The sequence below is a fragment of the Streptomyces fodineus genome (assembly GCF_001735805.1).
Classification (GTDB): domain Bacteria; phylum Actinomycetota; class Actinomycetes; order Streptomycetales; family Streptomycetaceae; genus Streptomyces; species Streptomyces fodineus.
Genome location: NZ_CP017248.1, coordinates 2,673,061 through 2,698,164, shown reverse-complemented (window position 1 = coordinate 2,698,164; position 25,104 = coordinate 2,673,061). Strand labels below are relative to the sequence as shown.

At 73.5% G+C, this 25,104-nt stretch carries 25 protein-coding genes; 6 read left to right on the top strand and 19 right to left on the bottom strand.

Annotated features, from left to right (window positions below; translation table 11 throughout):
- Positions 1-284: 284 nt before the first annotated feature.
- Entirely contained in the window at positions 285-962 is a 678-nt protein-coding gene (locus BFF78_RS10985) for a DUF3000 domain-containing protein (protein ID WP_079161257.1), read from the bottom strand.
- Between the two features lie 131 nt (positions 963-1,093).
- Here BFF78_RS10985 and hemE point away from each other — a divergent pair, with 131 nt between their 5' ends.
- A complete protein-coding gene (gene hemE / locus BFF78_RS10980) occupies positions 1,094-2,134 on the top strand; it encodes a uroporphyrinogen decarboxylase (protein WP_418346756.1) in 1,041 nt (346 codons plus the stop codon).
- 1 nt (position 2,135) lies between these two features.
- Here the strand turns inward: hemE and BFF78_RS10975 are convergent, their stop codons facing one another.
- The gene (locus BFF78_RS10975; RefSeq protein WP_069778142.1) at positions 2,136-2,960 is read right to left on the bottom strand and encodes a rhomboid family intramembrane serine protease; all 825 of its coding nucleotides are present in this window, start codon (positions 2,958-2,960) and stop codon (positions 2,136-2,138) included.
- Positions 2,961-3,051: 91 nt separating this feature from the next.
- Here BFF78_RS10975 and BFF78_RS10970 point away from each other — a divergent pair, with 91 nt between their 5' ends.
- Positions 3,052-3,321, top strand: coding sequence for a hypothetical protein (locus BFF78_RS10970; protein WP_069778141.1), 270 nt, complete (start codon positions 3,052-3,054; stop codon positions 3,319-3,321).
- 10 nt (positions 3,322-3,331) lie between these two features.
- Here the strand turns inward: BFF78_RS10970 and BFF78_RS10965 are convergent, their stop codons facing one another.
- Positions 3,332-4,726 carry an FAD-dependent oxidoreductase gene (locus tag BFF78_RS10965; RefSeq protein ID WP_069778140.1) on the bottom strand — a complete coding sequence of 465 codons (1,395 nt, stop codon included), beginning with the start codon at positions 4,724-4,726 and terminating at the stop codon, positions 3,332-3,334.
- Positions 4,727-4,735: 9 nt separating this feature from the next.
- On the bottom strand, positions 4,736-5,725 hold the full coding sequence (locus BFF78_RS10960) for a DUF4349 domain-containing protein (protein ID WP_069778139.1): 990 nt from the start codon (positions 5,723-5,725) through the stop codon (positions 4,736-4,738).
- Between the two features lie 139 nt (positions 5,726-5,864).
- Here BFF78_RS10960 and hemG point away from each other — a divergent pair, with 139 nt between their 5' ends.
- Positions 5,865-7,340, top strand: a complete 1,476-nt coding sequence (gene hemG / locus BFF78_RS10955; protein WP_069778138.1) for a protoporphyrinogen oxidase — start codon at positions 5,865-5,867, stop codon at positions 7,338-7,340.
- 5 nt (positions 7,341-7,345) lie between these two features.
- The gene (gene hemQ / locus BFF78_RS10950) at positions 7,346-8,077 is read left to right on the top strand and encodes a hydrogen peroxide-dependent heme synthase (protein ID WP_069778137.1); all 732 of its coding nucleotides are present in this window, start codon (positions 7,346-7,348) and stop codon (positions 8,075-8,077) included.
- A 30-nt stretch (positions 8,078-8,107) separates the two neighbouring features.
- On the opposite strand, the gene BFF78_RS10945 is transcribed toward hemQ, so the two are convergent.
- The 7 genes from BFF78_RS10945 to BFF78_RS10915 all read right to left on the bottom strand — a co-directional run bounded on the left by BFF78_RS10945 (position 8,108) and on the right by BFF78_RS10915 (position 15,943).
- Entirely contained in the window at positions 8,108-9,742 is a 1,635-nt protein-coding gene (locus BFF78_RS10945; RefSeq protein WP_069778136.1) for an alpha/beta hydrolase, read from the bottom strand.
- A 159-nt stretch (positions 9,743-9,901) separates the two neighbouring features.
- The gene (locus tag BFF78_RS10940) at positions 9,902-10,681 is read right to left on the bottom strand and encodes a TIGR04222 domain-containing membrane protein (RefSeq protein ID WP_069778135.1); all 780 of its coding nucleotides are present in this window, start codon (positions 10,679-10,681) and stop codon (positions 9,902-9,904) included.
- A gap of 97 nt (positions 10,682-10,778) precedes the next feature.
- Entirely contained in the window at positions 10,779-11,549 is a 771-nt protein-coding gene (locus tag BFF78_RS10935; RefSeq protein WP_069778134.1) for a DUF4142 domain-containing protein, read from the bottom strand.
- 383 nt (positions 11,550-11,932) lie between these two features.
- Positions 11,933-13,804, bottom strand: a complete 1,872-nt coding sequence (locus BFF78_RS50115) for a multinuclear nonheme iron-dependent oxidase (RefSeq protein ID WP_069778133.1) — start codon at positions 13,802-13,804, stop codon at positions 11,933-11,935.
- 90 nt (positions 13,805-13,894) lie between these two features.
- Complete coding sequence (locus BFF78_RS10925; RefSeq protein WP_069778132.1) at positions 13,895-14,503, bottom strand: TIGR03086 family metal-binding protein; 609 nt, start codon at positions 14,501-14,503, stop codon at positions 13,895-13,897.
- 75 nt (positions 14,504-14,578) lie between these two features.
- Positions 14,579-15,217: a TetR family transcriptional regulator C-terminal domain-containing protein gene (locus BFF78_RS10920; RefSeq protein ID WP_069778131.1), complete on the bottom strand. Its 639-nt coding sequence runs from the start codon at positions 15,215-15,217 to the stop codon at positions 14,579-14,581.
- Positions 15,218-15,226: 9 nt separating this feature from the next.
- Complete coding sequence (locus BFF78_RS10915) at positions 15,227-15,943, bottom strand: aminoacyl-tRNA hydrolase (protein ID WP_069778130.1); 717 nt, start codon at positions 15,941-15,943, stop codon at positions 15,227-15,229.
- A gap of 32 nt (positions 15,944-15,975) precedes the next feature.
- Here BFF78_RS10915 and BFF78_RS10910 point away from each other — a divergent pair, with 32 nt between their 5' ends.
- On the top strand, positions 15,976-16,854 hold the full coding sequence (locus tag BFF78_RS10910; protein ID WP_069778129.1) for an ABC transporter ATP-binding protein: 879 nt from the start codon (positions 15,976-15,978) through the stop codon (positions 16,852-16,854).
- Positions 16,851-17,522 (top strand): ABC transporter, encoded by a 672-nt coding sequence (locus BFF78_RS10905; RefSeq protein ID WP_069778128.1) that lies wholly within the window; start codon positions 16,851-16,853, stop codon positions 17,520-17,522. The genes BFF78_RS10910 and BFF78_RS10905 overlap by 4 nt, the downstream gene beginning before the upstream one ends.
- 79 nt (positions 17,523-17,601) lie before the next feature.
- On the opposite strand, the gene BFF78_RS10900 is transcribed toward BFF78_RS10905, so the two are convergent.
- From BFF78_RS10900 to BFF78_RS10865, 8 genes are all read right to left on the bottom strand, one after another.
- On the bottom strand, positions 17,602-18,447 hold the full coding sequence (locus BFF78_RS10900; RefSeq protein WP_069783516.1) for a polysaccharide deacetylase family protein: 846 nt from the start codon (positions 18,445-18,447) through the stop codon (positions 17,602-17,604).
- 108 nt (positions 18,448-18,555) lie between these two features.
- Positions 18,556-20,079: an FAD-dependent oxidoreductase gene (locus BFF78_RS10895; RefSeq protein WP_069778127.1), complete on the bottom strand. Its 1,524-nt coding sequence runs from the start codon at positions 20,077-20,079 to the stop codon at positions 18,556-18,558.
- A gap of 18 nt (positions 20,080-20,097) precedes the next feature.
- Complete coding sequence (locus tag BFF78_RS10890) at positions 20,098-20,919, bottom strand: PPK2 family polyphosphate kinase (protein WP_069778126.1); 822 nt, start codon at positions 20,917-20,919, stop codon at positions 20,098-20,100.
- A gap of 72 nt (positions 20,920-20,991) precedes the next feature.
- A complete protein-coding gene (locus tag BFF78_RS10885) occupies positions 20,992-21,543 on the bottom strand; it encodes a YbhB/YbcL family Raf kinase inhibitor-like protein (protein ID WP_079161796.1) in 552 nt (183 codons plus the stop codon).
- Positions 21,544-21,553: 10 nt separating this feature from the next.
- Positions 21,554-22,354, bottom strand: a complete 801-nt coding sequence (locus BFF78_RS10880) for a slipin family protein (protein WP_069778125.1) — start codon at positions 22,352-22,354, stop codon at positions 21,554-21,556.
- Between the two features lie 136 nt (positions 22,355-22,490).
- Positions 22,491-23,975, bottom strand: a complete 1,485-nt coding sequence (locus BFF78_RS10875; protein ID WP_069778124.1) for a SulP family inorganic anion transporter — start codon at positions 23,973-23,975, stop codon at positions 22,491-22,493.
- Between the two features lie 8 nt (positions 23,976-23,983).
- Complete coding sequence (locus BFF78_RS10870; protein WP_069778123.1) at positions 23,984-24,562, bottom strand: carbonic anhydrase; 579 nt, start codon at positions 24,560-24,562, stop codon at positions 23,984-23,986.
- 85 nt (positions 24,563-24,647) lie between these two features.
- A complete protein-coding gene (locus tag BFF78_RS10865) occupies positions 24,648-25,043 on the bottom strand; it encodes a hypothetical protein (protein WP_069778122.1) in 396 nt (131 codons plus the stop codon).
- Between the last annotated feature and the right edge of the window lie 61 nt (positions 25,044-25,104).

The window sequence follows — 25,104 nt, the reverse complement described above, 5'->3', positions numbered from 1 at the left end:
CCTGGGTGGGGGGACGGGGCCGGCTTGGGGGGAAGAAGCCGGGACGAACCGTGCTTTCAAGGTCACAGTCGTCTTCGGCAGCAAACTCGTCCGCCTTTAGAGAATGATCACGATCTAGTGAGTAACAATCTGTGCAATTCGGACACGCGATCGATCATCCGAAGATCGAGTCGGTTCGCGCGGGTGCGATTCGGGTCGGAAAGTGGCCGTATCGACAAAGGGATGGTCAATAAGGCGCCCATGTGGATGAAGGCGGCCGGTCCGGTGGCTTGACCACCGCGATCTCACCGTGGCTGCGGGCCCCTGCGCTGCGGCAGCGTCACCACCGAGGCATCACCGGGACCGGCCGGCGGTAGCCCCCCCACCTGGGCCAGCAGATCGCACCAGGAGGCCAGGTGGGAGGCCGTGTCCGGCACCCCGCCGAGCCCCTCGCGGGGGGTCCAGGACGCCCGGATCTCGATCTGCGAGGCCGGTGGCCGCTCGGACAGCCCGCCGAAGTAGTGCGAACCGGCCCGCGTGATCGTCCCGCTCGGCTCGCCGTAGCCGAGGCCGCGCGCCTCCAGCGATCCGGTCAGCCACGACCAGCACACCTCCGGCAGCAGCGGATCGGCCGCCATCTCCGGCTCCAGCTCCGCCCGCACCAGCGTCACCAGCCGGAACGTCCCCCGCCAGGCCTCGTGCCCCGCCGGGTCGTGCAGCAGCACCAGCCGTCCGTCGGCCAGCTCCTGCTCACCGTCGACGACCACGGCCTCCAGGGCGTACGCGTACGGGGCGAGCCGCTGCGGGGCGGGCGTGGGCTCCACCTCGACCTGTGGCCGCAGCCGGGTGCTGCGCAGGGCGTCGACCGCGGCCCGGAAAGCCGGCGGACCCGAAGTACTGGAACCCCGGTCCGCCTCCTCGGTGTCCTTCACGTCGTCCAATCCGTCAGCGCCGTCCGACATTCGTCCGTGAGCCGCAGCCATGCGGGGAAGAGTAAGGGGAACCGGGCCTTCGTGCAGGGCAAGACACAGTAGCCAGCCGCCGGCGGCCCCACGCCGGGCAGGTCCCGATCCGGGGGCATGCGAAACTTGCTCCCGTGACCGCCAACGACAGCATGCAGCCGACAGCGACGTACGACTCCGCCTTCCTCAGGGCGTGCCGGCGTGAACCCGTGCCGCACACCCCGGTGTGGTTCATGCGCCAGGCCGGCCGCTCCCTGCCCGAGTACCGCAAGGTGCGCGAGGGCATCCCGATGCTCGAGTCCTGCATGCGGCCCGAGCTGGTCACCGAGATCACGCTGCAGCCGGTGCGCCGGCACCACGTGGACGCGGCGATCTACTACAGCGACATCGTCGTCCCGCTGAAGGCCATCGGCCTCGGCCTCGACATCAAGCCGGGCGTCGGCCCGGTCGTCGACGATCCGATCCGCACCCGCGCCGACCTGGCCCGGCTGCGCGACCTCACGCCCGAGGACGTCCCCTACGTCACCGAGGCGATCGGCCTGCTCACCAAGGAGCTGGGGCAGACCCCGCTGATCGGTTTCGCGGGCGCGCCTTTCACCCTCGCGAGCTACCTGGTCGAGGGCGGTCCCTCGCGCACGTACGAGAACGCCAAGGCGATGATGTACGGCGACCCCGAGCTGTGGGCCGACCTGCTGGACCGTCTCGCCGACATCACCGCCGCCTTCCTGAAGGTGCAGATCGAGGCCGGCGCGAGCGCGGTCCAGCTGTTCGACTCCTGGGTCGGCGCCCTCGCCCCGGCGGACTACCGGCGCTCGGTCATGCCCGCCTCCGCGAAGGTCTTCGAGGCCGTCTCCGGCTACGGCGTCCCGCGCATCCACTTCGGCGTCGGCAGCGGTGAGCTGCTGCGGCTCATGGGCGAGGCCGGTGCGGACGTCGTCGGCGTCGACTGGCGCGTCCCGCTGGACGAGGCCCAGCGCCGCGTCGGCCCCGGCAAGGCGCTCCAGGGCAACCTCGACCCGACGGTCCTGTTCACCGGCAAGGACACCGTCGAGACCCGGGCCCGCGAGGTGCTGGACGCGGCCACCGGCCTGGAGGGCCACATCTTCAACCTCGGCCACGGCGTCATGCCGAACACCGACCCGGACGCGCTGACCCGGCTCGTGGACTACGTCCACACCACGACCGCCCGCTGACTCACCAGGTGTGACGGGGCCGCGCCCGCCTGCCGAACAGCAGGCCGCGCGGCTCCGGCGCGGGCGGCGTGCCGGGCTTGAGCGGCCAGGCGAGCAGCATGCCGGCCAGGAAGCCGACCACATGCGCCGCGTACGCCACGGTGCCGGCACCGGTCACGGCGTGCCCGGACGAGTACACCGCCTGCAGCACGAACCAGAAGCCCAGCACCAGCCAGGCGGGCAGCCTGAGCGGCAGGAAGATCAGGAACGGCACGAGGACCCACACCCTCGCCTTCGGCCACAGCACGATGTAGGCGCCGAGCACCCCGGCGATCGCGCCCGACGCGCCGATCAGCGGCTCCCCTGACGTGGCGTTGAGCAGCGCGAAGCCGTAGCCGGCCGCATAGCCGCAGACGACGTAGAAGAGGAAGAAGCGGATGTGGCCCATCCGGTCCTCGACGTTGTTGCCGAAGATCAGCAGGAACAGCATGTTGCCGAGCAGGTGCAGCCAGCTGCCGTGCAGGAACATCGCCGTGAAGACCGACAGCGGCGGCGACTTGTCGTAGCCGGGCGGCGCCACCACGCAGCCCGGGCCCTGCGGTCCGACGCCCACGTCTCCCGTCGGGACCAGCCGCAGCATCTGATGGTGGATCAGTTCCCTCGGGACCGCCGCGTAGTGGTCCACGAAGGCCTGCAGATGGCACAGCTGCGCCAGGTCGCTGCCGCCGGCCACGGAACCGGCTATGCCGGGCGTGGTGAGGAACACGAAAACGCTGGCGGCGATGAGGGCGTACGTCACCCAGGGGGTGCGGCGCACCGGGTTCACGTCATGGACGGGTATGACCACACAGAAGTAGTGCCCGCGATGGGGCGGGCGAACCGGTGAACGCGGCGGGGCGGGCGCGCGTATGTGTTCTCAACCGACGTGAGGACAGGCGATGACGAACGCTCCGCAGGTTCCGGCCATGCATGCTCTGCCCGATGGAGAGGCCGAGGTGTCTTTGGTGGTACGACTCCCCTGGGAGGATGTCGCACGGCTCGGTCAGGAGGCCGGGCGGCTGGCGGCACAGATGCAGCGGCCGGTGACGCTGGACGAGGCGGTCAGCTACCGGCTGAGGTCCACCCGGCCGTCCGCCACGCATGCGAAGCCCGCGGGGGAGCAGCCGGCGGCCGTTTCCGCTCTGCCGAGGATCAGCGGTACGGCCTAAGCGGTACGGCCTAGGAAGCGCGGACCTTCGCCGCCGCCTTTCTCGCTGCCACGAGCACCGGGTCCCACACCGGTGAGAACGGCGGTGCGTAGCCCAGGTCCAGGGCCGTCATCTGCTCCACCGTCAGCTGCGCGGTCAGCGCCACCGCCGCGATGTCGACCCGTTTCGCCGCGCCCTCGCGGCCGACGATCTGGACGCCCAGCAGCCGGCCCGTGCGGCGTTCGGCGAGCATCTTGACCGTCATCGGGGAGGCGCCGGGGTAGTACCCGGCCCGGCTGGTGGACTCGATGGTGACCGTCTCGTACCGCAGGCCCACCCGGTCGGCGTCCTTCTCGCGCAGGCCGGTGCGGGCGATCTCCAGGTCGCAGACCTTGCTGACCGCCGTGCCCACCACACCGGGGAAGGTGGCGTAACCGCCGCCGGCATTGCTGCCGATGACCTGGCCGTGCTTGTTGGCGTGGGTGCCGAGGGGCACGTACTGGTCCTGGCCGGAGACCAGGTTCAGCACCTCCACGCAGTCGCCGCCCGCCCAGATGTCCTCGTGCCCGCGCACCCGCATCGCGCGGTCGGTGAGCAGGCCGCCGTGGGCACCGAGCGGCAGGCCGGCGGCCTTGGCGAGCGCGGTTTCCGGGCGGACGCCGATGCCGAGGACCACCACGTCCGCGGGGTACTCGGCGTCCTGCGTGGCGACGGCGCGGGCCCGGCCGTCCTGCCCGGTGAGGATCTTGGTGACCTCGGCGTCGTTCACCATGGTGATGCCGAGGCCCTCCATGGCCCGGTGCACCAGGCGGCCCATGTCCGCATCGAGCGTCGACATGGGCTCCTTGCCCCGGTTGACGACCGTCACCTCGAAACCGCGGTTGATCAGCGCCTCCGCCATCTCCACCCCGATGTAGCCGGCGCCCACGACCACCGCCTTGCGGCCACGCGTGCGTCCCAGCGTTTCCAGCAGGGCCTGGCCGTCGTCCAGGGTCTGCACCCCGTGCACCCCGGGGGCGTCCACGCCGGGCAGATCGGGGCGGACCGGGCGCGCGCCGGTCGCGATGACGAGCTTGTCGTACGACGTCCAGGACTCGGCACCGGAATCGACGTCACGCGCGCGTACCCGCTGTCCGGCCACGTCGATCTCCGTGACCTCGGTGCGCAGCCGCAGATCGATCCCCCGTGCGCGGTGTTCTTCGGGCGTGCGGGCGATCAGCAAGTCCCGTTCGGGGACGTCGCCGCCCACCCAGTACGGGATGCCGCACGCCGAGAACGAGGTGAAGTGGCCGCGTTCGAAGGCCACGATCTCCAGCTCGCCGGGTCCCTTCAGCCGGCGCGCCTGTGACGCCGCGGACATCCCCGCGGCGTCACCGCCGATCACGACCAGTCGCTCTGCCCCGCCCCGCCCGTCGCCCATGCTCATGGGTCCACGCTACGGGGCGGGAGCAGGCCGGTCCCGGTCGGGCTGCTCCCCGGCGGGGTCCGGCACCGGGCGGGCCGACGGCAGCGGGCCCAGCGCGGTCATCGCGGGCGCGGGCTCGCGCCGGTGCGGCAGCCGGGGCCGTACGACCCGCAGCCACAGCAGCGTCAGCAGCGCCGCGCACGCCGCGAACGGCAGGGCGGCGCCGAGTGCGAGGACGATCCAGCGCAGCATGGCGACGAACGCGTGCCAGCCGCCCGAAGCCGCGTCCGCGATGCCGGGGGAGTCGTCACCGGACGCCTTGCGCACCGGCGTCTGGGACAGCGACAGCGTGATGGTGGCGAGGCTCGTGCGGTCCTTCAGGGACGCCTGCTGGGCCAGCAGGGCCTCCAGGTCGGTCTGACGGCTGCTCAACTCGCCCTCCAGCGTGACGACATCGCTCAGCTTGGCCGCCCGGTCCATCAGCGCGCGGATCCGGTCCACACTGGCCCGCTGCGACTTGATACGGCTGTCGACGTCCACGACCTGGTCGGTGACGTCCTCCGCCTGGGCCGTGCGGTCGATCAGCCTGCCCGTCCCCTGGAGCGCGGCGAGGACCTCGTCGTACTTCGCGCCGGGCACCCGCAGGACGACCCGGGTGCGCTCATGGCCGTCGGCGTCCCGGCCGGTGCTCTCGTTGCCGACGTAGCCGCCCGCGCCCTCGGCGGTGCCACGGGCCGTGGCCAGGGCCTTCGGCACGTCCTTGACCTGGACGGTGAGGGACGCGGTGCGGATGATCGCGTTCTGGGTGAGCCGCGGTGTCCCGGGTGCCGCCGGCTTGGCGCTGTGGGCCGTGCCCGGTCCGGTGGCCACGTCGGCGCCGTTCGCCGCCGACTTCGCCGAGGCACCGCCGCCCGAGTCGTCCGCGCCGCCGCATCCGGCGAGCGCGAGGGAGGCGGCGAACAGGATGCCCGCCAGGGCCCTGGTGGGGCGAGCGGGTCGTGCGGGACGTGATGTGCGCATGGGCGGTACCCCCGGGGGCTCTGCGGCCTGTGACGTCCCTACGACGGCCGGGCATGCCGGAACGTTCGGACGAGGGCCCCCGGTGCGAGCGACCTCCGGCCCTGGCAGGAGTGTCAGTGGGGTCTGAGAGAGTGGGGTCATGAGCGCAACGGGTACGCGTACGGGGCATGTCGTCGTCATCGGAGCCGGTATCGCCGGGCTGGCCGCCGCCCACCGGCTGCTCGCGCGCGGCGCGCACGTGACCGTGCTGGAGGCCGCGGACCGGGTCGGCGGCAAGCTGCTGCCCGGCGAGATCGCGGGCGTCCGGGTCGATCTGGGCGCCGAGTCGATGCTCGCCCGCCGCCCCGAGGCCGTGGCCCTCGCGCGCGAGGTGGGCCTCGCCGACCGGCTCCAGCCGCCGGCCACCGCGACCGCCTCCATCTGGACCCGGGACGCGCTGCGCCCCATGCCCAAGGGCCATGTGATGGGCGTGCCCGGCACGGCCGCCGCGCTCACCGGTGTGCTGTCCGACGAGGGCCTGGCCCGCATCGAGCGCGACGCCGACCTGCCGCGCACCGAGGTCGGAGACGATGTGGCGGTGGGGGAGTTCGTCGCCGACCGGCTCGGCCGCGAGGTCGTCGACCGCCTGGTCGAGCCCCTGCTCGGCGGGGTGTACGCGGGCGACGCGTACCGCATCTCGATGCGCTCGGCCGTCCCGCAGCTCTTCCAGGCCGCCCGCACCCACACCTCCCTCACGGAGGGAGTCCGCGAGCTCCAGGCCAAGGCGGCGGCGAGCGGGCAGACCAGCCCGGTGTTCATGGGCATCGAGGGCGGCGTGGGCACCCTGCCGCTCGCGGTCGCGGAGTCGGTGCGCGCGCGAGGCGGCGAGATCCTGACCGGGACACCGGTGCGGGAGCTGCGCCGGGGCGGCACCGGGGGAGACGTGCGCGCGCCCGCGGCATGGCGTGTCGTCGCCGGTGACCGGGTGCTGCACGCGGACGCGGTCGTCGTGGCCGTCCCGGCCGGTGCGGCCGCCGGCCTCCTGCGCGCCGAGGCCCCGGCCGCGGCGGCCGAACTCGCCGCCGTCGAGTACGCCTCCGTGGCCCTCGTCACCCTCGCCTACCGGCGCGCGGACCTGCACCTCCCTCAGGGCAGCGGCTTCCTCGTGCCACCCGTCGACGGCCGCACCATCAAGGCCTCGACCTTCGCCACCCAGAAGTGGGGCTGGATCGCCGAGGAGGACCCGGACGTGGTCGTGCTGCGCACCTCGGTCGGACGGTGCGGCGAGACCGAGGTGCTCGGCCGCGAGGACGCCGGCCTCGTCGACGTCTCCCGGCACGACCTGCGCGCGGCGACCGGCCTGACCGCGACGCCCCTCGACACCCGGGTCACCCGCTGGACCGACGGCCTGCCGCAGTACCCCGTCGGCCACCACGCGCGCGTGGCCCGCATCCGCGAGCACGTCGCCAAGCTGCCGGGCCTCGCGGTGTGCGGCGCGCAGTACGACGGCGTCGGCATCCCGGCGTGCATCGCGAGCGCGTACGCGGCCGTGGACCAGCTGGGCGGCGACCTGAACGCAGTGGCGGAGCTGACGGCCAACCCGGTGCAGAGTCTCCACGGCGGAGCGGGAGAATAGGGACCATGAGTGACGACGCCCCCACCACCGAGTCCGGCAGGATCCCGAACAAGGGCAAGCTGGCCAAGGACCTCAACGAGGTCATCCGCTACACCCTGTGGTCGGTCTTCAAGCTGAAGGACGTGCTGCCCGAGGACCGCGCGGGTTACGCCGACGAGGTCCAGGAGCTGTTCGACCAGCTCGCCGCCAAGGACGTGACGATCCGCGGCACCTACGACGTCTCCGGCCTGCGCGCCGACGCCGACCTGATGATCTGGTGGCACGCCGAGACCAGCGACCAGCTCCAGGAGGCGTACAACCTCTTCCGCCGCACGAAGCTGGGCCGCGCGCTGACGCCCGTGTGGTCGAACATGGCGCTGCACCGCCCGGCCGAGTTCAACCGCTCGCACATCCCGGCGTTCCTCGCCGACGAGACGCCCCGCAACTATGTGAGCGTCTACCCCTTCGTGCGCTCCTACGACTGGTACCTGCTGCCCGACGAGGACCGCCGCCGCATGCTCGCCGACCACGGCAAGATGGCCCGCGGCTACCCCGACGTGCGCGCCAACACGGTCGCCTCGTTCTCCCTCGGCGACTACGAGTGGATCCTGGCCTTCGAGGCCGACGAGCTGTACCGCATCGTCGACCTCATGCGTCACCTGCGCGCCTCCGAGGCCCGCAGGCACGTCCGCGAGGAGATCCCGTTCTTCACGGGCCGCCGCAAGGACATCGGGGACCTGGTGGCAGGCCTGGCCTGACCAGCGCCCTCAGGGGCAGCGCCCGGCACTCTAGTGGGCGTTCAACGCCGGTCGGTCCCGGTGGGCCGGAGGTTGCGGACTCGGCTCTTGGCGCGGTGCGCACGACGCGTGCCGCGCCGGCACACGGCCCTCCAGCAGATACGCCTCGAGGTGGCCGTTGACGCAGGTGTTGGGGCCGCCCGCCAAGCCGTGCGTGCCCGCGTCCCGCTCGGTCACCAGCGCCGAGCCGGCCAGCCGCCGGTTCATCTCCAGGGCGCCCGGGTACGGCGCCGCCGCGTCCCGCTCGGCCGCCAGGATCAGCACCGGTGGCAGCTCACCCGGCCCGGTCCGCACGTCCAGCGGCTGCTGCCGGGGCGCCGGCCAGTAGGCGCACGGCAGGTTCATCCAGGCGTTGTCCCAGGTCTCGAAGGGCGCCACCCGGGCGAGGCGGGTGTTGTCCCGGTCCCACACCTTCCAGTCCGTCGGCCAGGGCGCGTCGTTGCACTCCACGGCCGTGTACACCGCGTTGGTGTTCTCGGTCTGCGCGGCCGTCTGCGGGCTCGGCGCCGCCAGTCGCACCAGCGGTTCCGGGTCGCCGTGCAGATACGCCGAGAGGGCCGCGGCCCGGCTCGGCCAGAAGCTGTCGTAGTACCCGGCCATCAGGAACGCGTTCTGCAGCTGGCCGGGGCCGACCTTCCCGCCGGCCGCCTTCCCGGCCAGCCGGTCCCGCGCGGTGTCGTAGCTGCGCTGCACCTTCGCGGCGGTGTCACCGAGCCGGTAGACGTCGTCGTGGCGGGCGATCCAGTTCCGGAAGTCCGCCCAGCGGTCCTCGAACGCGGCCGACTGGTCGAGGTTGCTGCGGTACCAGATCTTCGCCGGGTCGGGGTTCACCGTCGAGTCCAGCACCATGCGCCGCACGTGGGAGGGGAACATCGCCGCGTACAGCGCGCCGAAGTAGGTGCCGTACGACGCTCCCATGAACGTCAGCCGGTCCTCGCCCAGCGCGGCCCGCAGCACGTCCAGGTCCCGGGCGTTGTTCAGCGAGGTGTAGTAGCGCAGCTTGCCGCCGGAGCGCTGGGCGCAGCCGCGCGCGTACGCCTTGGCCTGGGCGATGCGCTGCCGCTTGTACGTCTCCGACGGGTGCGCCGGCGACGCGGTGGGCGCCTTCACGAAGCGCTTCGGGTCCTCGCAGGACAGGGGCGCCGACCGGCCCACGCCGCGCGGGGAGTAGCCGACCAGGTCGTAGGCGGCGGCGACCCGCTTCCACTGCGGGACCTTGCCGACCAGCGGGAAGTACATGCTGGACGCGCCGGGGCCGCCCGGGTTGTAGACGAGGGCGCCCTGCCGGGGAACCTTCCGCTTGCTGTTGTAGGGGTCCTTGTGGGTGGCCGGGCTCCGGCTGACGGTCAGCCGGATCTGCGCGCCGTCCGGGTGGGCGTAGTCGAGCGGGACGGTCACCGTGCCGCACCGCACGCCGGACGGCGCCTTCGGAACGTCGGCGGAGGAACACGTGCCCCAGTCGGCGCCGGCCGCCCGGGCGCGCGCCACGGCCACCTCGGTGCCGCGCAGCTCGGCCGTACCGGGGACGCCGGGCGCCCCGCCGCCGGCCGCATGGCCCGCCGGCGCGGCGGCCAGGGTGGTCAGGAGCAAGCTCCCGGCAGCCGAGTACAGGGCGGCAGCTCTCATCGCGTATCCCTTCGGTGCAGCGGCGGCGATGGCACGGCTGCCACGCCCCGGCGACAACAAAAGGGATATTTCGATGGGCCTTGGGTGAAGGCAAGCACCATCCGGCCGGTGTCGGCGCCAATGCCCCCTATGCGCCCCCCGGAGGCCGCTTGGGCGCCCTCACTCCCGCCAGGGCTGGTCGCGGTGGGTGAAGGCGGCCCGCAGCTGCGGCTCGCCGATCGCGCGGATCCCGCGTACGGCGACCGAGGTGAGGAACGACCGCTCGTCACCGGCCGGCCTGCGCACGAGCGCGCCCAGCAGCCGTTGCCCGGCCGGGGAGGCCCAGCGCGAGTACGGATGCACCTCGAACCGGGCGATGGCCAGGCAGCTCAGGGACAGCACGAGCGGCAGGGCGAACCACAGGCCGACGAGCAGCCGCGGCGTCCCGGTCTGGATGGGCATGAACAGGGCGGTCGCGCCGAGGGCCGCCACGGCCGACGCGGCGGCGCGCACCTGGCGGACGGCCGCTCCCACCGTCGTACCCGCTCCCTCGGGGACGGCGAGACCGGCGCGCACCAGCCGGTCGGCGAGCCGCCGCACGGCCTCGGCGCCGGCCGCGCGTGCCCGCACGGGCGCGATGCGCGACTGCCCCTGCGGGCCTATGGCCCCGATGACGGACTGCTCCATCTCGTCGCGCCCCCGCGGGTCCACCACCGTGGCCCAGCCGGTGTGCGCGAGCAGCAGGCGTCGCTGGCGGGCCATGGAGACCAGGGTCACATCGGCGACCCGGGCGGGGCCGCCGGAGAGGAAGGCCGCCTCGTACAGCGTCAGGTCGTGCCGCCGGTCCGCCGTGGTGACATCCGTGTCCAGGGCGGCCGCGCGGACGGCCGCCAGGCACAGCCGGGTGCACGCCGTACCGGCGAAAGCCCAGGCCAGGAGTAGGAGAAGGACCCAGAACATGAGGTTTTTCTATGCCAGCCGCCTGGCGGAGCGCCATGCCCTGTTCATCATCCGGACACAGTGTTGGCGGTATGTGACGTTCCGTTTCCCGTCCAGGTCAGGAGCTGCTCGTCCGTGGCGGCGGGCTGGTGGTGGCCGGGGGCAGCGAGTACGACTCGCTCGGCGAGGGCGCGAGTGGCACGGCGGCGTCCGGGTCGACGGCCGGCGGGGTCGGCACGGGGGTGGGGGAGGCCGCCAGGTCCTTGGCCAGCGCGGCGAAGTCGACGTATCCCGTCGCCTCCAGGACCTTGATGTGATCCAGCACGGTCGCGTTCGCGTCGTCGGCGAGGTCGCGGACCAGGGAGTTCTGGGTACCGGCCCGGACCTGTGCGACCAGCGCGAGGACCCGGCCGTGGGCGAGCCGTACGAGGCCGGCGAACTGCCGGTCGAAGTCCTGCCCCTGCGCTGCCCTCAGGGTGTCGAGCCACTGCTTCTGCTGGTCGTTCGGCTCGTTGGGCAGCGGTACGCCGAGCTGGGTGGCGACGGTGCGGACATGGGCGTCCAGCGAGGTGTGCCCGTCGACCAGGTGCTGGCCCGCCGTGCGCACGGCCGCCGTGGTTCCCTTCTGCTCGGCCAGCTCACCGGCGGGCAGCTCCCACAGTCCCGCCAGCCGGACCCGGGTGATGAGGTCCCGGTCCTGTGCGGACAGGGGGCCGTACGGCGTCATGACGGTCTGCGTGCTCAGCACGGTGGCGCCGGCCGCTGTCTGCCGGTTCGCGTAGGACCAGAGCGGGTAGAGCAGCGCCGCCGCCGTCGCCGCGAGGGCCGCGATGACGAGGCTGGTACCGCTGAATATGCCTCGGCCCTTGATCGGGGGTCGGGGTCGCATGGCGCCTCCTGTAGCGCACCGCACGCGAGTGTGCATGGGGGTGCGTGCGAGGTTGGCATATTACTCGGGTGCGCTTGGGGCTCGGACGCGTGCACAGGGGCGGCGGTGGGCTACGTGCGTCGGCGAGGGCGGCGGGCGTGGTGGGTACGCGTCGGCGCCGCCGTGCCGCTGGGCGTGGGCGGCTGCGGGTGCGTTCCGGCTGGTCGCGCCCACGCGGCGAAGCCGCGTACTGACCAGCCCCGCGCCCCTGGGGAGCCGCAGTGCTGCCGGCTGTCGAGGCGGCGCCGTCGCTGTGGGCGTCGCCCGGCTGGGGCGGCAGGAGTGGGCGCTGGGGGCACCCCGTCTGGGGGAGGCACCCTGCCGGCGCCGGTAAGTCCACCCCTTCAACCCCGCCGCAGCAACACCCTCCGTACCGCCCGAGCCATCCGGGCCTCGGACCTCGGTGCCGGGCCCGCCCGGTCCAGCCACCACTCCCGCAGCTCCCGCCGCGCCGCCGTGTCCTGCGGGGACCCGGCCCGCAGCAGATGCCCGGCGAAGTCCAGCGCGTCCCGCCGGTAGCCCGCGCCCATCGGCCGCTCCCGCGCGTACTCCAGGAACGCCACCCGGTACCTTTCACCGAGAATCACCGGCAGCTCGGGCGCCACCTTCGCCACCACGTCCGCCCGCTTCGCCGCGAGCGCCCGCGCCTGCACCCCCATCCGCACCCGGTCGAACCCCTCGGGCACCGGCGTCCCGGCGACCAGCGAGGACAGCACCGCGGCCTGGGCGACACCGAGCCGCTCCCGCACCCCCGCGTCCGCCCGAGCCGCCCCGGCGACACCCCCGCCAGCCGGGCCGGCACCAGCGCTCGCAGCCCCCCTCGCCGGGCTGGCATCAGAGCTCGCGGCCCCGTTCGCCGGGCTGGCATCAGAGCTCGCGGCCCCGTTCGCCGGGCTGGCGCCAGCCCTCGCGGCCTCCCCCGCCGGGCTGGCATCAGTGCTCGCGGCCTCTCCCGCCGGGTCGGCGCCAGCGCTTGCGGCCCCGTTCGCCGGGTCGGCGCCAGCCCGCGCAGCCTCTTCCGCCGGGCCGGCGCCAGCGCCCGTAGCCCTGCTCGCCGGGCTGGCATCAGAGCTCGCACCCCCGTTCGCCGGGTCGGCGCCAGCCCGCGCAGCCTCTTCCGCCGGGTCGGCGCCAGCGCCCGTAGCCCTGTTCGCCGGGCTGGCGCCAGCGCCCGTAGCCCTGCTCGCCGGGTCGGCGCCAGCGCTCGCGCCCCCGTTCGCCGGGTCGGCGCCAGCCCCCGTAGCCCCGCCAGCCGGGCCGGCGCCAGCGCCCGTAGCCCTGTTCGCCGGGTCGGCGCCAGCCCCCGTAGCCCCGTTCGCCGGGCCGGCGCCAGTCCGCGCAGCCCCTCCCGCTGAGCCGGCGCCAGCCCCCGCACCCCCGTCGGCACGCTCGCGTCCGGCTGCCACCGCATCGCCGATCAGCTTCAACTCCTGCTCCAGCTCGGCTGGTTCCGGAAAGTTCTCGTCGCGTTCCAGCAGGACACCGGGCGGCTCGGTGTGCGAGGCGAGGTCGGTCAGGATGTCGATCACCGGGCGCGGCACGGCGTGGGCGTGGCTGTCGTGCCAGACGCCGTCCCGCTCGAAGCCGCCCGCGACATGGACGTAGGCGATCGCCTCCACGGGCAGCGCGGCCAGCGCCTCGGCCGGGTCCTCGCCCCGGTTGACGTGGTTGGTGTGCAGGTTGGCCACGTCGATCAGCAGTCGTACGCCGGTGCGCTCGACCAGCTCGGACAGGAACTGTCCCTCGGTGAGCTCCTCGCCCGGCCAGGAGAACAGCGCGGCGACGTTCTCCAGGGCCAGCGGCACCGGAAGGGCGTCCTGCGCGATGCGGACGTTCTCGCAGAGCACGTCCAGGGCGTCCCTGGTGCGCGGCACCGGCAGCAGGTGCCCCGCCTCCAGGCGCGGGGAGGCGGTGAGCGGGCCGCCCGCGCGGACGAACGCGATGTGCTCGGTGGCCAGGGGAGAACCGAGTGCCTCCGCCCGTTCCGCCAGTGCCGTCAGCCGGCCCTCGTCGGGGCGGTCGGCGCCGCCGAGGCCCAGGGAGACGCCGTGCGGGATCACGGTGACCCCGCGCTCGCGCAGCCGCAGCAGCGAGGGTGGAAGGTGGCCCGGGCAGACGTTCTCCGCCACGACCTCCACCCAGTCGACGCCCGGCATGCGCTCCACGGTGTCCGCGATCTCCGGCCGCCAGCCGATCCCCGTGCCCAGTCGCCGCATGGCTCCTCCCCTCCGTCGAATGCAGGGGGTATGGCCCCGGCGACCGGACCCGAACCTCCTCCGTGTCGTGTTCAGAGCAACATTTGAGCTTCAGCCCCGTGGCGCCCACCCCTGCGGACTGCGCCCCAGCAGGCGCAGCACCTCCTCCAGCGGGCCGGCCCCCTCGGGCACCTGAAGCGCCGGGGCGAAGGCGAAGCCGGGGCCGCGCCGGGCCGGATCGGCCGGCACCCGACGCGCTACGGCGAGCGCGGCGACGCGTACGTGCTCGGGGAGTTCCACCGTGGCGCCGAGGGTGGCGGCGACGTCCCAGGCGTGTACGACGTAGTCGACGAAGTGGAAGCCGACCGCCCGGCCGCCCGGGAAGCCGCCGCCCAGTTCCGGCAGCGCGAACTCCCGCTCCGTCACGCCCGGTTCGGCGAAGGCCGTCAGGACCGTGGCGGCGGCCGACCGGTGTGTTCGGGCCGGGTCGCTCATGTCCTCCGGCTCCCGCCAGTGCTCCGGCTCGCGCCCCGCTCCGCGCGCCGCGGCGGCGAAACCGGAGTGCTGTGCGGCCATGTGCGCGACGAGCCGCCGCAGGGTCCAGCCCGCGCAGGGGGTGCCGCGCGCCCAGTCCGTGTCCGTGGCCAGGTCCACCAGGCGTACGGCCTCCTGGACGGCGATCCGGTCGAGTTCGACGAAGTCCGCTCCGGTCACGGTCATGGCCCGAGCATAAAACAAAGCGAACGATCGTGCTTTTAATTTCGGGAACCAGCGCGGGCCCAACGAGGCGCTGCCTCAGTGAACTTGGGGGAGCGAGGCACCGTCCGTGGCCGCGCAGCGCAGCCGTTCCGCGATGCCCACCCGGGCCCTGCGGTACGCGGTCTCCTCGTCGTGCAGGACCGACAGCGCGTTCGCCGTCTCCAGCAACGCCACCAGCTCGAAGGCCAGCTGCGGGACATCGGTGCCGGCGCGCAGCTCACCCGCCGTACGGGCCTCGTCGAGGGTGCGCTCCACATGGGCCGACCAGTCACGCTGGGCGCGGACCACGGCGTCGTGCACGGGCCCGGTCCGCGCGTCGAACTCGGCCATGGCGCCGTAGAAGAAGCAGCCGCCGGGGAACACCCGGCCGCGCGAGTACTCCAGCCACAGCTCGCACAGCCGCCACACCCGGCCGAGGCCGGCCGGGGTCTCGGCCGCGGGACGGAGCACCCGCTCGGTGAAGATCCGCGCCGCCTCCCGCACGGTGGCCAGCTGCAGTTCCCGCTTGGAGCCGAAGAGCGCGAACACCCCGCTCTTGCTCAGCTCCAGCTCGGTGGCGAGACGGCCGACGGTGAGCGCCTCCAGGCCCTCGACCGAGGCGATGTCCACGGTGCGGCGCAGCACCAACTGCCGGGTGCGGTTGCCCCGTTCGACCCGTCCGTCGACCCGCGTCATCCGGCCCTCCTAGCGCAGCGCCGGGTGGTCGGCGACGACCGTGCAACTGCCCGGCGCGATCTCCGTGAAGCCGGCGTCCCGCACCACCGGCAGCCCGCTGCCGGTCAGCCGGGCCCAGTCGGCAGGGCCGGCCGTACGGACGGCCAGCGCATGTCCCGCGTCCCGCCAGGCGGTGCGCTCCGCGCCGGACAGCGCCCACCAGGCCAGCTGGGCGGCGTGCCCGGCCTGGGCCATCGCCTTCCCGGCCGACATCTCCAGCTGCGGGTTCAGCCACAGCACGGGCTGTGCCGGGTCGGCGGCGACGGGCGGCTCCGGGTCGTCCAGCTCGGTGCCGGACACCTGCAGCTTGGCCAGGTCCTTGGGCCAGCCGTCCAGCGGGATCGGCGGGAAGACGCGTACCTCCGCGGACTTGCCGGTCACCGTGATACCGGGCAGCGCCTCGGCCCGCCGCCACTCGGCGCCCCGGGCCCGCCGGACGACCTTCCGGATCCGTGCGTCCTCCCAGCTCCGCACCGCCTCGGCCCACGCACCGTCCCCGTACGCCCGCTCGTCCCCGAGCAGCGCGAGCACGGCCCGTGCGGCGGTCTCCAGGGCGTCGGTTCGCGCGGGCGGCGCGCCGCGCTCGATCCGTACGACGAGGGGCAGCACGAACTGGGGTGCCTCGTCGCGAGGGTTGCGCTCGGCCTGGAACGGACTGTCTGGGGGAGACGGGGAAACGTGGCTCACACCAGCCAACCTAAACCGACCACAATGCCCCCATGCAACGTGATCTACGGCTCGCAGGCGTGGGCCGCCGCTACGGCCTTCGCGGCCCCTGGGTGTTAAGAGGCGTCGACCTCACCCTCACCCCCGGAACCCTCACCCGTATAGAAGGAGCGAACGGCACCGGAAAGTCCACCCTCCTGCGCATCCTGGCCCGGCTCGACGCCCCCAGCGAGGGCCGCGTCACCGGCCGCCCCCGCACGGCCTACGTCCCCGAGCGCTTCCCTTCGGCGCTCCCCTTCACCGCCGTCGGCTATCTCACCCACCTCGGCACCATCCACGGCCTGAGCCGCCGTACGGCACAACGCGCCGCCGGCACCTGGCTGGAGCGCTTCGGTGCCGGGGCGTACGCCGGCACGCCCATGGCGCAGCTGTCCAAAGGCAGCAGCCAGAAGGTCGCCGTCGCCCAGGCCCTGCTCGCCGAGCCGGAACTGCTGGTGCTGGACGAGGCCTGGACCGGTCTGGACGCGGCGGCGCGGGCCGAGCTGGAGCGGGCGGTGGCCGAGCGGACCGCCACCGGGGGAGCCGTGGTGTTCGTGGACCACGACCCGCGCCGGCTGGCCGGGGCACCGGACGCGACGTACACCGTCCTCCACGGTGGCCTCAAGCTCCGTACGGCTCAGGCGAGTTCGTCGGCCGGACCGCTCACCCTCGTCATCGTGCGCGGGCCGGCCGGCGAACAGCTGCCGCCCGACGCGGCGCGGACCGCCGTCCGGGCCGAGCAGGCCGCACCCGGCGTCCACCGCCTCGCCGTCCCCGCCTCCCACTCCGACGTGGTCCTGCGCATCCTCCTCACGGCCCGCCCGCCCTGGCACGTCGTGAGCGTCACCCCGCCCCCGGACGATCCCGTACCGAACCCCGGAAGTCACCCATGACCGCACTCCTGCGCTACCAGGCCGACCTGCTGGTGCGCTCCCAGCGCTGGCTGCCGCCGGTGATCCTGTACACCGCGTTCCTCGGGATCAGTGTGCAAAGCGGCCAGCCCGTCCTCGACTCGCTCGGCTACACGGCCGCCGGTCTGCTTCCGGTGGCGGCCTGGCTGGTGCGGATCTGTGTCACCGGCGAGCCGGACGCGGCTCGCGCCTGTGCCGCCGCGGCGCGCGGCCCCGTCCGGGCGCACCTGGCCTGTCTCCTGACCGCGCTGCTCGCGTCGGTGGCGCTCGGAGTGGTGGCGACCGTGGTGGTTCTGCTGATCAGCGATCCGGCGAGCAACGGGCATCAGGTCCGCGTACCCCTGGCGCGGGCCGGCCTGGCCGGGCTGCCGGCCATTCTCACCTGCGCGCTGCTCGGCGCGGCCGTCGGCGCGCTCACCAACCGGCCGCTGCTGCGCTCCACCGGCCGCGCCGTGCCCGCGATGCTGCTGGGCGCGCTGCTGGCGGTGGTGCTCACCGGCTCCCCGGCGCAGGCCGCGGTCAGCGGTCTGGTCACCGGTTCGCAGACCGGCCGGGCTCCGGTGCCGCTGCTGCCGCTGGCCGGGGCGGCCCTGCTCACGGCGGCGGCCTTCGCCGTGACCGCCCGGCTCACCGACCGCCGGTCACCCTGAGCAGGTGGTGCGCCGCGCCTCCGTCGACTCGCATCGCGGGCAGAGCCTCGGCGTACGGCGGCCCATCGGCGCTGCACGTTCAGCGGTGCTTGCCGGTCTCGCCGATCAGCTCGGAGACCTTCACGAACCGGTAGCCCCGCTTGCGCAGTTCCGGTACGACCGCGCGGACGACCTTTTCGGTGGTCGGGGCGGCGCTGCGGGTGCAGTGCATGGCGACCACGGAGCCGGGCTTCACGCCCTCCAGCACCTGCCGGGTGACCGCGTCGGCGTCCGTGGCGAACGCGTCGCCGCTCACCACGTCCCACTGCACCGCCGTCACCCCGGCCCCGCTCAGCGCGCGCAGCGCCCGCTGGTCGTAACAGCCGCCGGGGAAGCGGAAGTACGGCAGCGCGTGCGGCACGCCCGCGTTGCGCAGGGAGGCGTACGCCTTCTCGACGTCCTCGCGCATCTCACCGGGGTCGAGGGCGGGCAGGCCGTAGCACTTCTCGGTGTACGCGTAGTGACTGTAGGAGTGGTTGGCGACCTCGAACTGCGGGTCGTGGCCGAGGCTGCGGGCCTCGGCCGGGTACTCGTCGGCCCACCGGCCGGTCATGAAGATCGTCGCCGGCACCTTCAGCGCGCGCAGGGCGCGGATGAGACCCGGGTTGTCGAAATGCTCGCCGGCGGCGGCGCGGGGCCCCTGGTCGGCGGTCATGTCGGCGTCGAAGGTCAGCGCGAGCGTCCTGCCCCGGGTGCGCGGGCCATGGTCGAAGACCGGGGTCAGTCCGCCGGGCCCCGGGGCCAGCACGGGCGGACGCGAGGCGGCCGGGGAGGCGGAGACGGTGGGCCTGGCCGGGGCCTGACGGACACCGCCCGCGGCACCGCAGGCGGTGAGAGCCGCGCCCATGGCGCAGACGGCGGTGATACGGCGTACTCGTGGGATCACCGTACGAACGTAGGCCTGAATGACCACTTGTATGGCGATATGCCCGCATGGCGCGGCGGTACGGTCACCCGCGTGGCGGGCCCCGGGATCTCCTGTCGCTCCAGCGGCTCAGATCTCCCGCTGCTCCAGCGGCCGGACCGCCGGGCCCTGGAGCACCGTGCCGTCGACGCCGAAGCGCGAGCCGTGGCAGGGGCATTCCCAGGCGCGTTCGGCCCGGTTGAAGGAGACCAGACAACCGAGGTGGGTGCAGCGGGCCGAGACCGCGTGCAGGGCGCCCTCCTCGTCCCGGTGCACCGCGAGCCGGCCGCCGTCCGCCCGGACCACCGCGCCGTCGCCGGGCGCCAGGTCGTCCACCGAGGCCGGCGCCTTCAGCCGGTCGCCGACGAAGTGCCGGGCCACCTCCGCCTGCGTCCTCAGCAGCGACGGCGCCTCGCGCACCACCGACTTCAGCCGCCGCGGGTCGTACAGCTCGCGCCAGGCGCACTCCCGGCCGGTGATCAGCGCGGTCAGCAGCAGCCCGGCCATGATCCCGCCACTCAGTCCCCAGCCGCCGAAACCGGTGGCGACCCAGGTGTGCCGGGCGGCCGGGTGGAAGGGGCCGACCAGCGGCACGGAGTCGGTGGAGTCGTTGTCCTGCGTCGCCCAGGCCTGGTCCAGGGCCACCCCCGGGAAGTGCTCCTCGGCCCAGACGGCGAGCCCGTCGAGGCCGCCCGGCACATCCCCGGTGCCGGGTGTGAAGTGCTCCCCGGTGACGACGAGCAGCCGCTGCCCGTCCGTGCCGTACGGCGCGGTGCGCACCGAGCGGGTGTTCTCCTCGGGCGTGATGTACATGCCCTCCGGATCCGGGCCCTCGCCCAGCGGGCCCGCGACGACCAGCTCGCGGCGCGGGGAGAGCCGGGCGAACAGCAGCGCGCGGTCGAACACCGGGTAGTGGGTGGCGATCACGACATCCCGGGCGGTGACCGTGTGGCCCGACTCGGTCGTCAGCCGGCAGGGCTCCCCGCCCTCCTGCAGCCCGACGACGCGTGTCCGCTCGTACACCCGGCCGCCGCGTGCGACGAGGTCGTCGGCGAGCGCCCGCAGGTACTTCACCGGGTGGAACTGGGCCTGCCCGGTCACCCGGACCGCGCCCGCCACCGGGAACGGCAGCCCGGTCTGCGTGGTGAACGCGGCCGGCAGCCCCGCCTCCCGCGCCGCCTTCGCCTCCGCCCGCACCTCCTCCATGCGCGCCCGGTCCCGCACATACGTGTACGCGTCCCGGGTCTCCCACTCGCACTCGATGCCCAGCTCGGCGACCAGCGCCGCAGCGTGCTCGATCGCCTCCGACTGCGAGCGGGCGTACAGCCGCGCCCCCTCGGGGCCGCGGGTGTGCCGCAGCCGGTCGTAGACGAGGGTGTGCTGGGCGGTCAGCTTGGCCGTGGTGTACCCGGTGACCCCGGCCGCCACCCGTCCGGCCTCCAGCACCGCGACCCCGAGCCCCGCCCGGGCCAGTTCGTGCGCGGTGCTCAGCCCGGCGATACCGGCGCCGACGACGGCCACCTGCACGTCCAGGTCGCCGGTCAGGGCGGGACGGGACGGCCCGGGTGCGGTCCTGAGCCAGTACGAGCCGGTGACCTGCCGCTGTTTCTGCATGGCCGCCGGGTACCCGGGCTACGGCTCTTTCAGCAGCCGCTCCCGGCACGCCGCCACGTCGAAGTCACCCTCCGGGTACCGCGGGTCCAGCTCCTGGAGGTGCTCCAGCAGCAGGCGGCCGATCGCCCAGTTCCGGTACCACTTGCGGTCCGCCGGGACCACGTACCAGGGCGCGTGCGGCGCCGCGCAGCGCTCCAGCGCCAGTTCGTACGCCTCCTGGTAGGCGGGCCACAGAACGCGGTCGTCGATGTCGCCGGGGGCGAACTTCCAGTGCTTGTCCGGGCGGTCCAGGCGGCGCAGCAGCCGGCGCCGCTGTTCCTCGTTGGAGATGTGCAGGAAGCACTTGATCACGGTCACGCCGTCCTCGGCGAGGGTCCGCTCGAAGTCGTTGATGAGACCGTAGCGGCTGCCGATCTCGGCCGGCGGGGCGAGATGCCGTACCCGGGCGACGAGGACATCTTCGTAGTGCGAGCGGTCGAAGATGCCGATCTCACCGGGCCGGGGCAGGGCCGCGCGCACCCGCCACAGGAAGTCGTGCCGCCGCTCCTCCTCGGTGGGCGCCTTGAACGCCTGGATCCGGCAGCCGGCGGGGTTGAGATGACCGATGACGTGCTTGACCGTGCCGCCCTTGCCGCTGGTGTCCATCCCCTGCAACACCAGCAGCACCCGCCGCCGGTCCCCGGCCGCACCGGAGGCCCACAACCGCTCCTGCAGCCGGGCCAGCCGCTTTCCCGTCCGCGCACCGTCGGCCACGGCGGCCTGCTTGCCGTCGGGGGCGCCGGGCGTGGCCCGGGTGTCGTACGCGTCCAGGTCGACCTGCTCGCCGACCGGGAGCCGCATCACCTCTCGGAGGGCTTTGCTCTCTTTCGCCACCGCTACCCTTCCCTCCGGATCCCTTACCGGGCCACGGCACTATCCGCGACCGTACCGCCCCGTCAACGTGCCCACAGCAAGCGTGTGCCCCGACAGCGACCGCAGCAGATCCGCCGAAGAGGCATCCGCGGCGAGCGAGAGCCGACGGTCCACGGCGTACACCGTGAGGACATAGCGGTGCGGCCGGTCACCGCGCGGTGGACAGGGCCCGCTGTACCCGGTCTTCCCGAAGTCGTTGCGCCCCTCGGTCGCCCCTCGCGGGTGCTCCCCGGCCGGCAACCGCGTGGTGTGCGGGTCGATGTCCCACACCAGCCAGTGCGTGAACGTGCCGTGCGGGGCGTCGCGGTCCCGCAGCAGCAGCGCCAGCGCGGCCGTGTGCGCGGGTACGCCGGTGAGGGCCAGCGGAGGCGAGAGGCCGGCGCCGTCGCAGGTGTCACGCCGCGGGACGGTGCCGCCGTCGGCGTACGCGGAACTCGTGACGGTCAGCCGGCGGGCGGCCGTGGGGGACGGCGCGGCGGCCCGGCCGCCGCCGTCCCCACAGCCCGTTACGGCGGCCGTCGCGGCCAAGGCGATCACCCAGCTTCTGCGCATGCCGGGCACGTTAGCCGGAGGGGTGCTCTCCGTCACCGATCGGCGCGGGCTGCTGGGCACCGCGTTCCAGGAAGTGCAGCAGTTCCACCGGGATGGGCAGAACCAGCGTGGAGTTCTTCTCGGCGGACACCGCCATCACCGTCTGGAGCAGCCGCAGTTGGAGGGCGGCCGGGGTGTCGGCCATCTGCTGGGCCGCCTCGGCCAGCTTCTTGGAGGCCTGGTACTCGGCGTCGGCGTTGATGATCCGGGCCCGGCGTTCCCGGTCCGCCTCGGCCTGGCGGGCCATGGACCGCTTCATCGTGTCCGGCAGGGAGACGTCCTTGATCTCGACCCGGTCGACCTGGATGCCCCAGCCGACGGCCGGGCTGTCGATCATCAGCTCCAGGCCCTCGTTGAGCTTCTCGCGGTTGGAGAGCAGATCGTCCAGGTCGCTCTTGCCGATGATCGACCGCAGGGACGTCTGGGCCATCTGCGACACCGCGAACTTGTAGTCCTCGACCTTCACCAGGGCGCTCGCCGCGTCGACCACACGGAAGTAGACGACCGCGTCCACCCGGACGGTGACGTTGTCGCGGGTGATTCCCTCCTGGGCCGGGATCGGCATCGTGACGATCTGCATGTTGACCTTGTGCAGCCGGTCCACGAACGGGATCACCAGGGTCAGGCCGGGTTCGCGTTCGCCTCCCGCGACCCGACCCAGCCGGAAGAGCACGCCTCTTTCGTACTGCTTGACGATCCGCGCCGCCATCGCCAAGTAGACCACCGCGGCGGAACCTACCGCCGCTGCGGCGCCCAGCAGCTCCTGGAGCATGGTGACCTCCTCACGGAGAGGTCCGTTTTCGTCCGCTGCTGTAACCATATGCCTGGGGTGGAGCGGAAGCCACAAGCCCGGGGACCGGTCCGGGACGCCGAGGGGTGTGGGCACCCCGGACCGGAGACAGCGGCCGTCAGACGGCCTGCGCCCTGACCTTCACCGGTTCCGTGCCCACCGCGCTGTGCCGCTCGGCCCAGTTCTCCAGGGCCGTACGGCAGGCGTGGTCCAGATGGTGCAGCCCGGACAGGTCGAGACGGACCGGGCGGTCCTGGGGCAGGGACTCCAGGCTGTCCAGGATCTTCGGCAGCCGCAGGAAGGTCGCGTTGCCCGAGAGGTAGGCGTCGACCGGGCCCGCGCCCTTGTCGACGACCTCCAGCCTGACGTGCGAGGCCTCCCAGGCCGTCTTGACCACGGCCAGCGCCAGCCCGATCAGCACGCCCTCGAACATGCTGACCGCCACGATGGACAGGGCGGTGACGGACAGGATCAGCGCCTCGCCGCGGTGCTCGCGCCACAGGCCGGCCAGTGCACGGACCGGGACCAGCTTGGCACCCGAGTGGATCAGGATGCCCGCGAGCGCCGGGATAGGGATCCAGGCCAGCACGTCCGGCAGCAGCGCGGCGAACAGCAGCAGCCACACTCCGTGCAGGACGCGGGAGGCCTTCGTACGCGCGCCCGCCTGGACGTTGGCCGCGCTGCGCACGATCACCGCGGTCATCGGCAGCGCGCCCAGCAGCCCGCACACCGTGTTGCCGGCGCCCTGGGCGACAAGCTCCTTGTCATACCCGGTGCGCGGCCCGGAGTGCAGCCGGTCCACGGCCGCCGCGCTGAACAGCGACTCGGCGGACGCGATCAGCGTGAAGGCGACGACCGTGCCGAGCGCCCCGACGCTCGCCAGTTCACCGAAGGCGCCGAGCGGCGGCGGCTGGACCGAGCCCAGCAGGCCCCGCACCTTCACCGTGGCCACCGGCAGGTCCAGCGCGAACGCGGCGACGGTGGCGAGGCCCACCGCGGCCAGCGGGCCGGGCAGCGTACGCACCTTCGCCGGGGCGTGCTTCCACAGCAGCAGTACCGCGATCGTGCCCGCGCACACCGCGAGCGAGGCCACCGCCGTGCCGTCACCGAGGGCGTCCAGGAACGCCCCGGGCAGGCCGGCGACCTTGCCGAGGCCGGAGTCGGGGGCCTTGGCCGCCAGCGCCGGGTACGACTGCCCGGCGATGAGCACCAGTCCGATCCCGGCCAGCATGCCCTCGACGACCGAGACCGAGATGGCGCGGAAGTAACGGCCCAGCTTCAGCAGGCCCATGCCGACCTGGAGGAGTCCGGCGGCGAGCACGATCGCGCCGAGCACCGGCAGCCCGAACTCCTTGACCGCCTCGAAGACGAGCACGGTCATACCGGCGGCCGGACCCGACACCTGCAGGCTGCTGCCCCGCATCAGCCCGGTGACGAGTCCGCCCACGATGCCGGTGACCAGGCCGAGTTCGGCCGGGACCCCGGAGGCGACGGCCACGCCGACGCACAGCGGCAGCGCGACCAGGAAGACGACGAGGGAGGCGGCGAAGTCCCGCCTGAGGTGCGGGAAGCGGGATATGAGGGTGGTGTCCTTGCTGGTCATCGGCGCGCTCACAGGGACTCGAAGGTGTCGGTCTGCGGGCGGTGCGCCTTCACGGCGCCGGTGTGCACCTCGTAGTACCAGGCGTGCAGCGCGAGTTGACCCTCCGACAGCCGCCGCTCGACGCACGGGTACGAGCGCAGCCGCAGCAGCTGGGTCAGGACGTGCGCCCGCACGCCCTCGGCGACCTCCGGATCCTCGGCCTGGCCGGCCGGGCGCGGGGTGGCGTGCGCGAGCCAGTCGCGCACGGCGGGTACGGCGGTCAGGTCGTCGCCGCGTACCAGCGCGCCGACGGCGCCGCAGTGCGAGTGACCGCAGACGACGATGTCGCGGACGCCGAGCACCTCCACGGCGTACTCGATGGTGGCGGCCTCGCTGGTGGGGTGCTGCGAGGTGTGGGGCGGGACGATGTTGCCCGCGGTGCGCAGCTCGAAGAGCTCGCCGGGGCGGGCGCCCGTGATCAGGGCCGGGACGACCCGGGAGTCGGAGCAGGTGATGAACAGCACCTGCGGGGACTGGCCTGCGGCGAGCCTGGCGAACTCCTCAGGGCGCTGTCCGAAGGTACGGGCGTTGTCGATGAGGGGCTGCATATGTGTGAGTTCCTCCTGGCGCGCCTGCACGGGCGCGTCGGACTTGAACGACTTTGTGTGTGGGGGGGGGGAGCGCGGGGCCCGGTCAGCAGCGGAAGACCTGGAGCGCTGCCGGGGTGTGGGCTCTGGAGACTCTGGATGCCGGGTCGTGCGCGGTGCCGGGCGCCGGGGACGGGCTCGTACCGGCCGCCCGGCCGGCTATGTGCGGGTGCGCCTGGGCACAGCCGGCGGCCGGGCAGCGCTGCCGGTCGCGCGGCTCCGGGAGGCCGGCGGGAGCGTCCGGGCAGCCCGGGGTGCGGAGCGTGTCGGCCCCGTCGCGCGCCGGCTTGGCCGGGGCGGTGATCCCGGATTCGGCCTTGGCCTGTGCTTCACCGATCGTATGCGCGGGTGCGAAGGTTTCCGCGTGAGCGAAGAACAGCAGGGCGAGCAGCGAGACGGCAATGGAGGCGAGCGCGGTCCGGGCCGTCGTACCTCGGAACATGCGCCCCCCCTTCCGGAAGATCACGCCTCTCGCACAGGCCAAGCATTGGTCAATGGCTGGT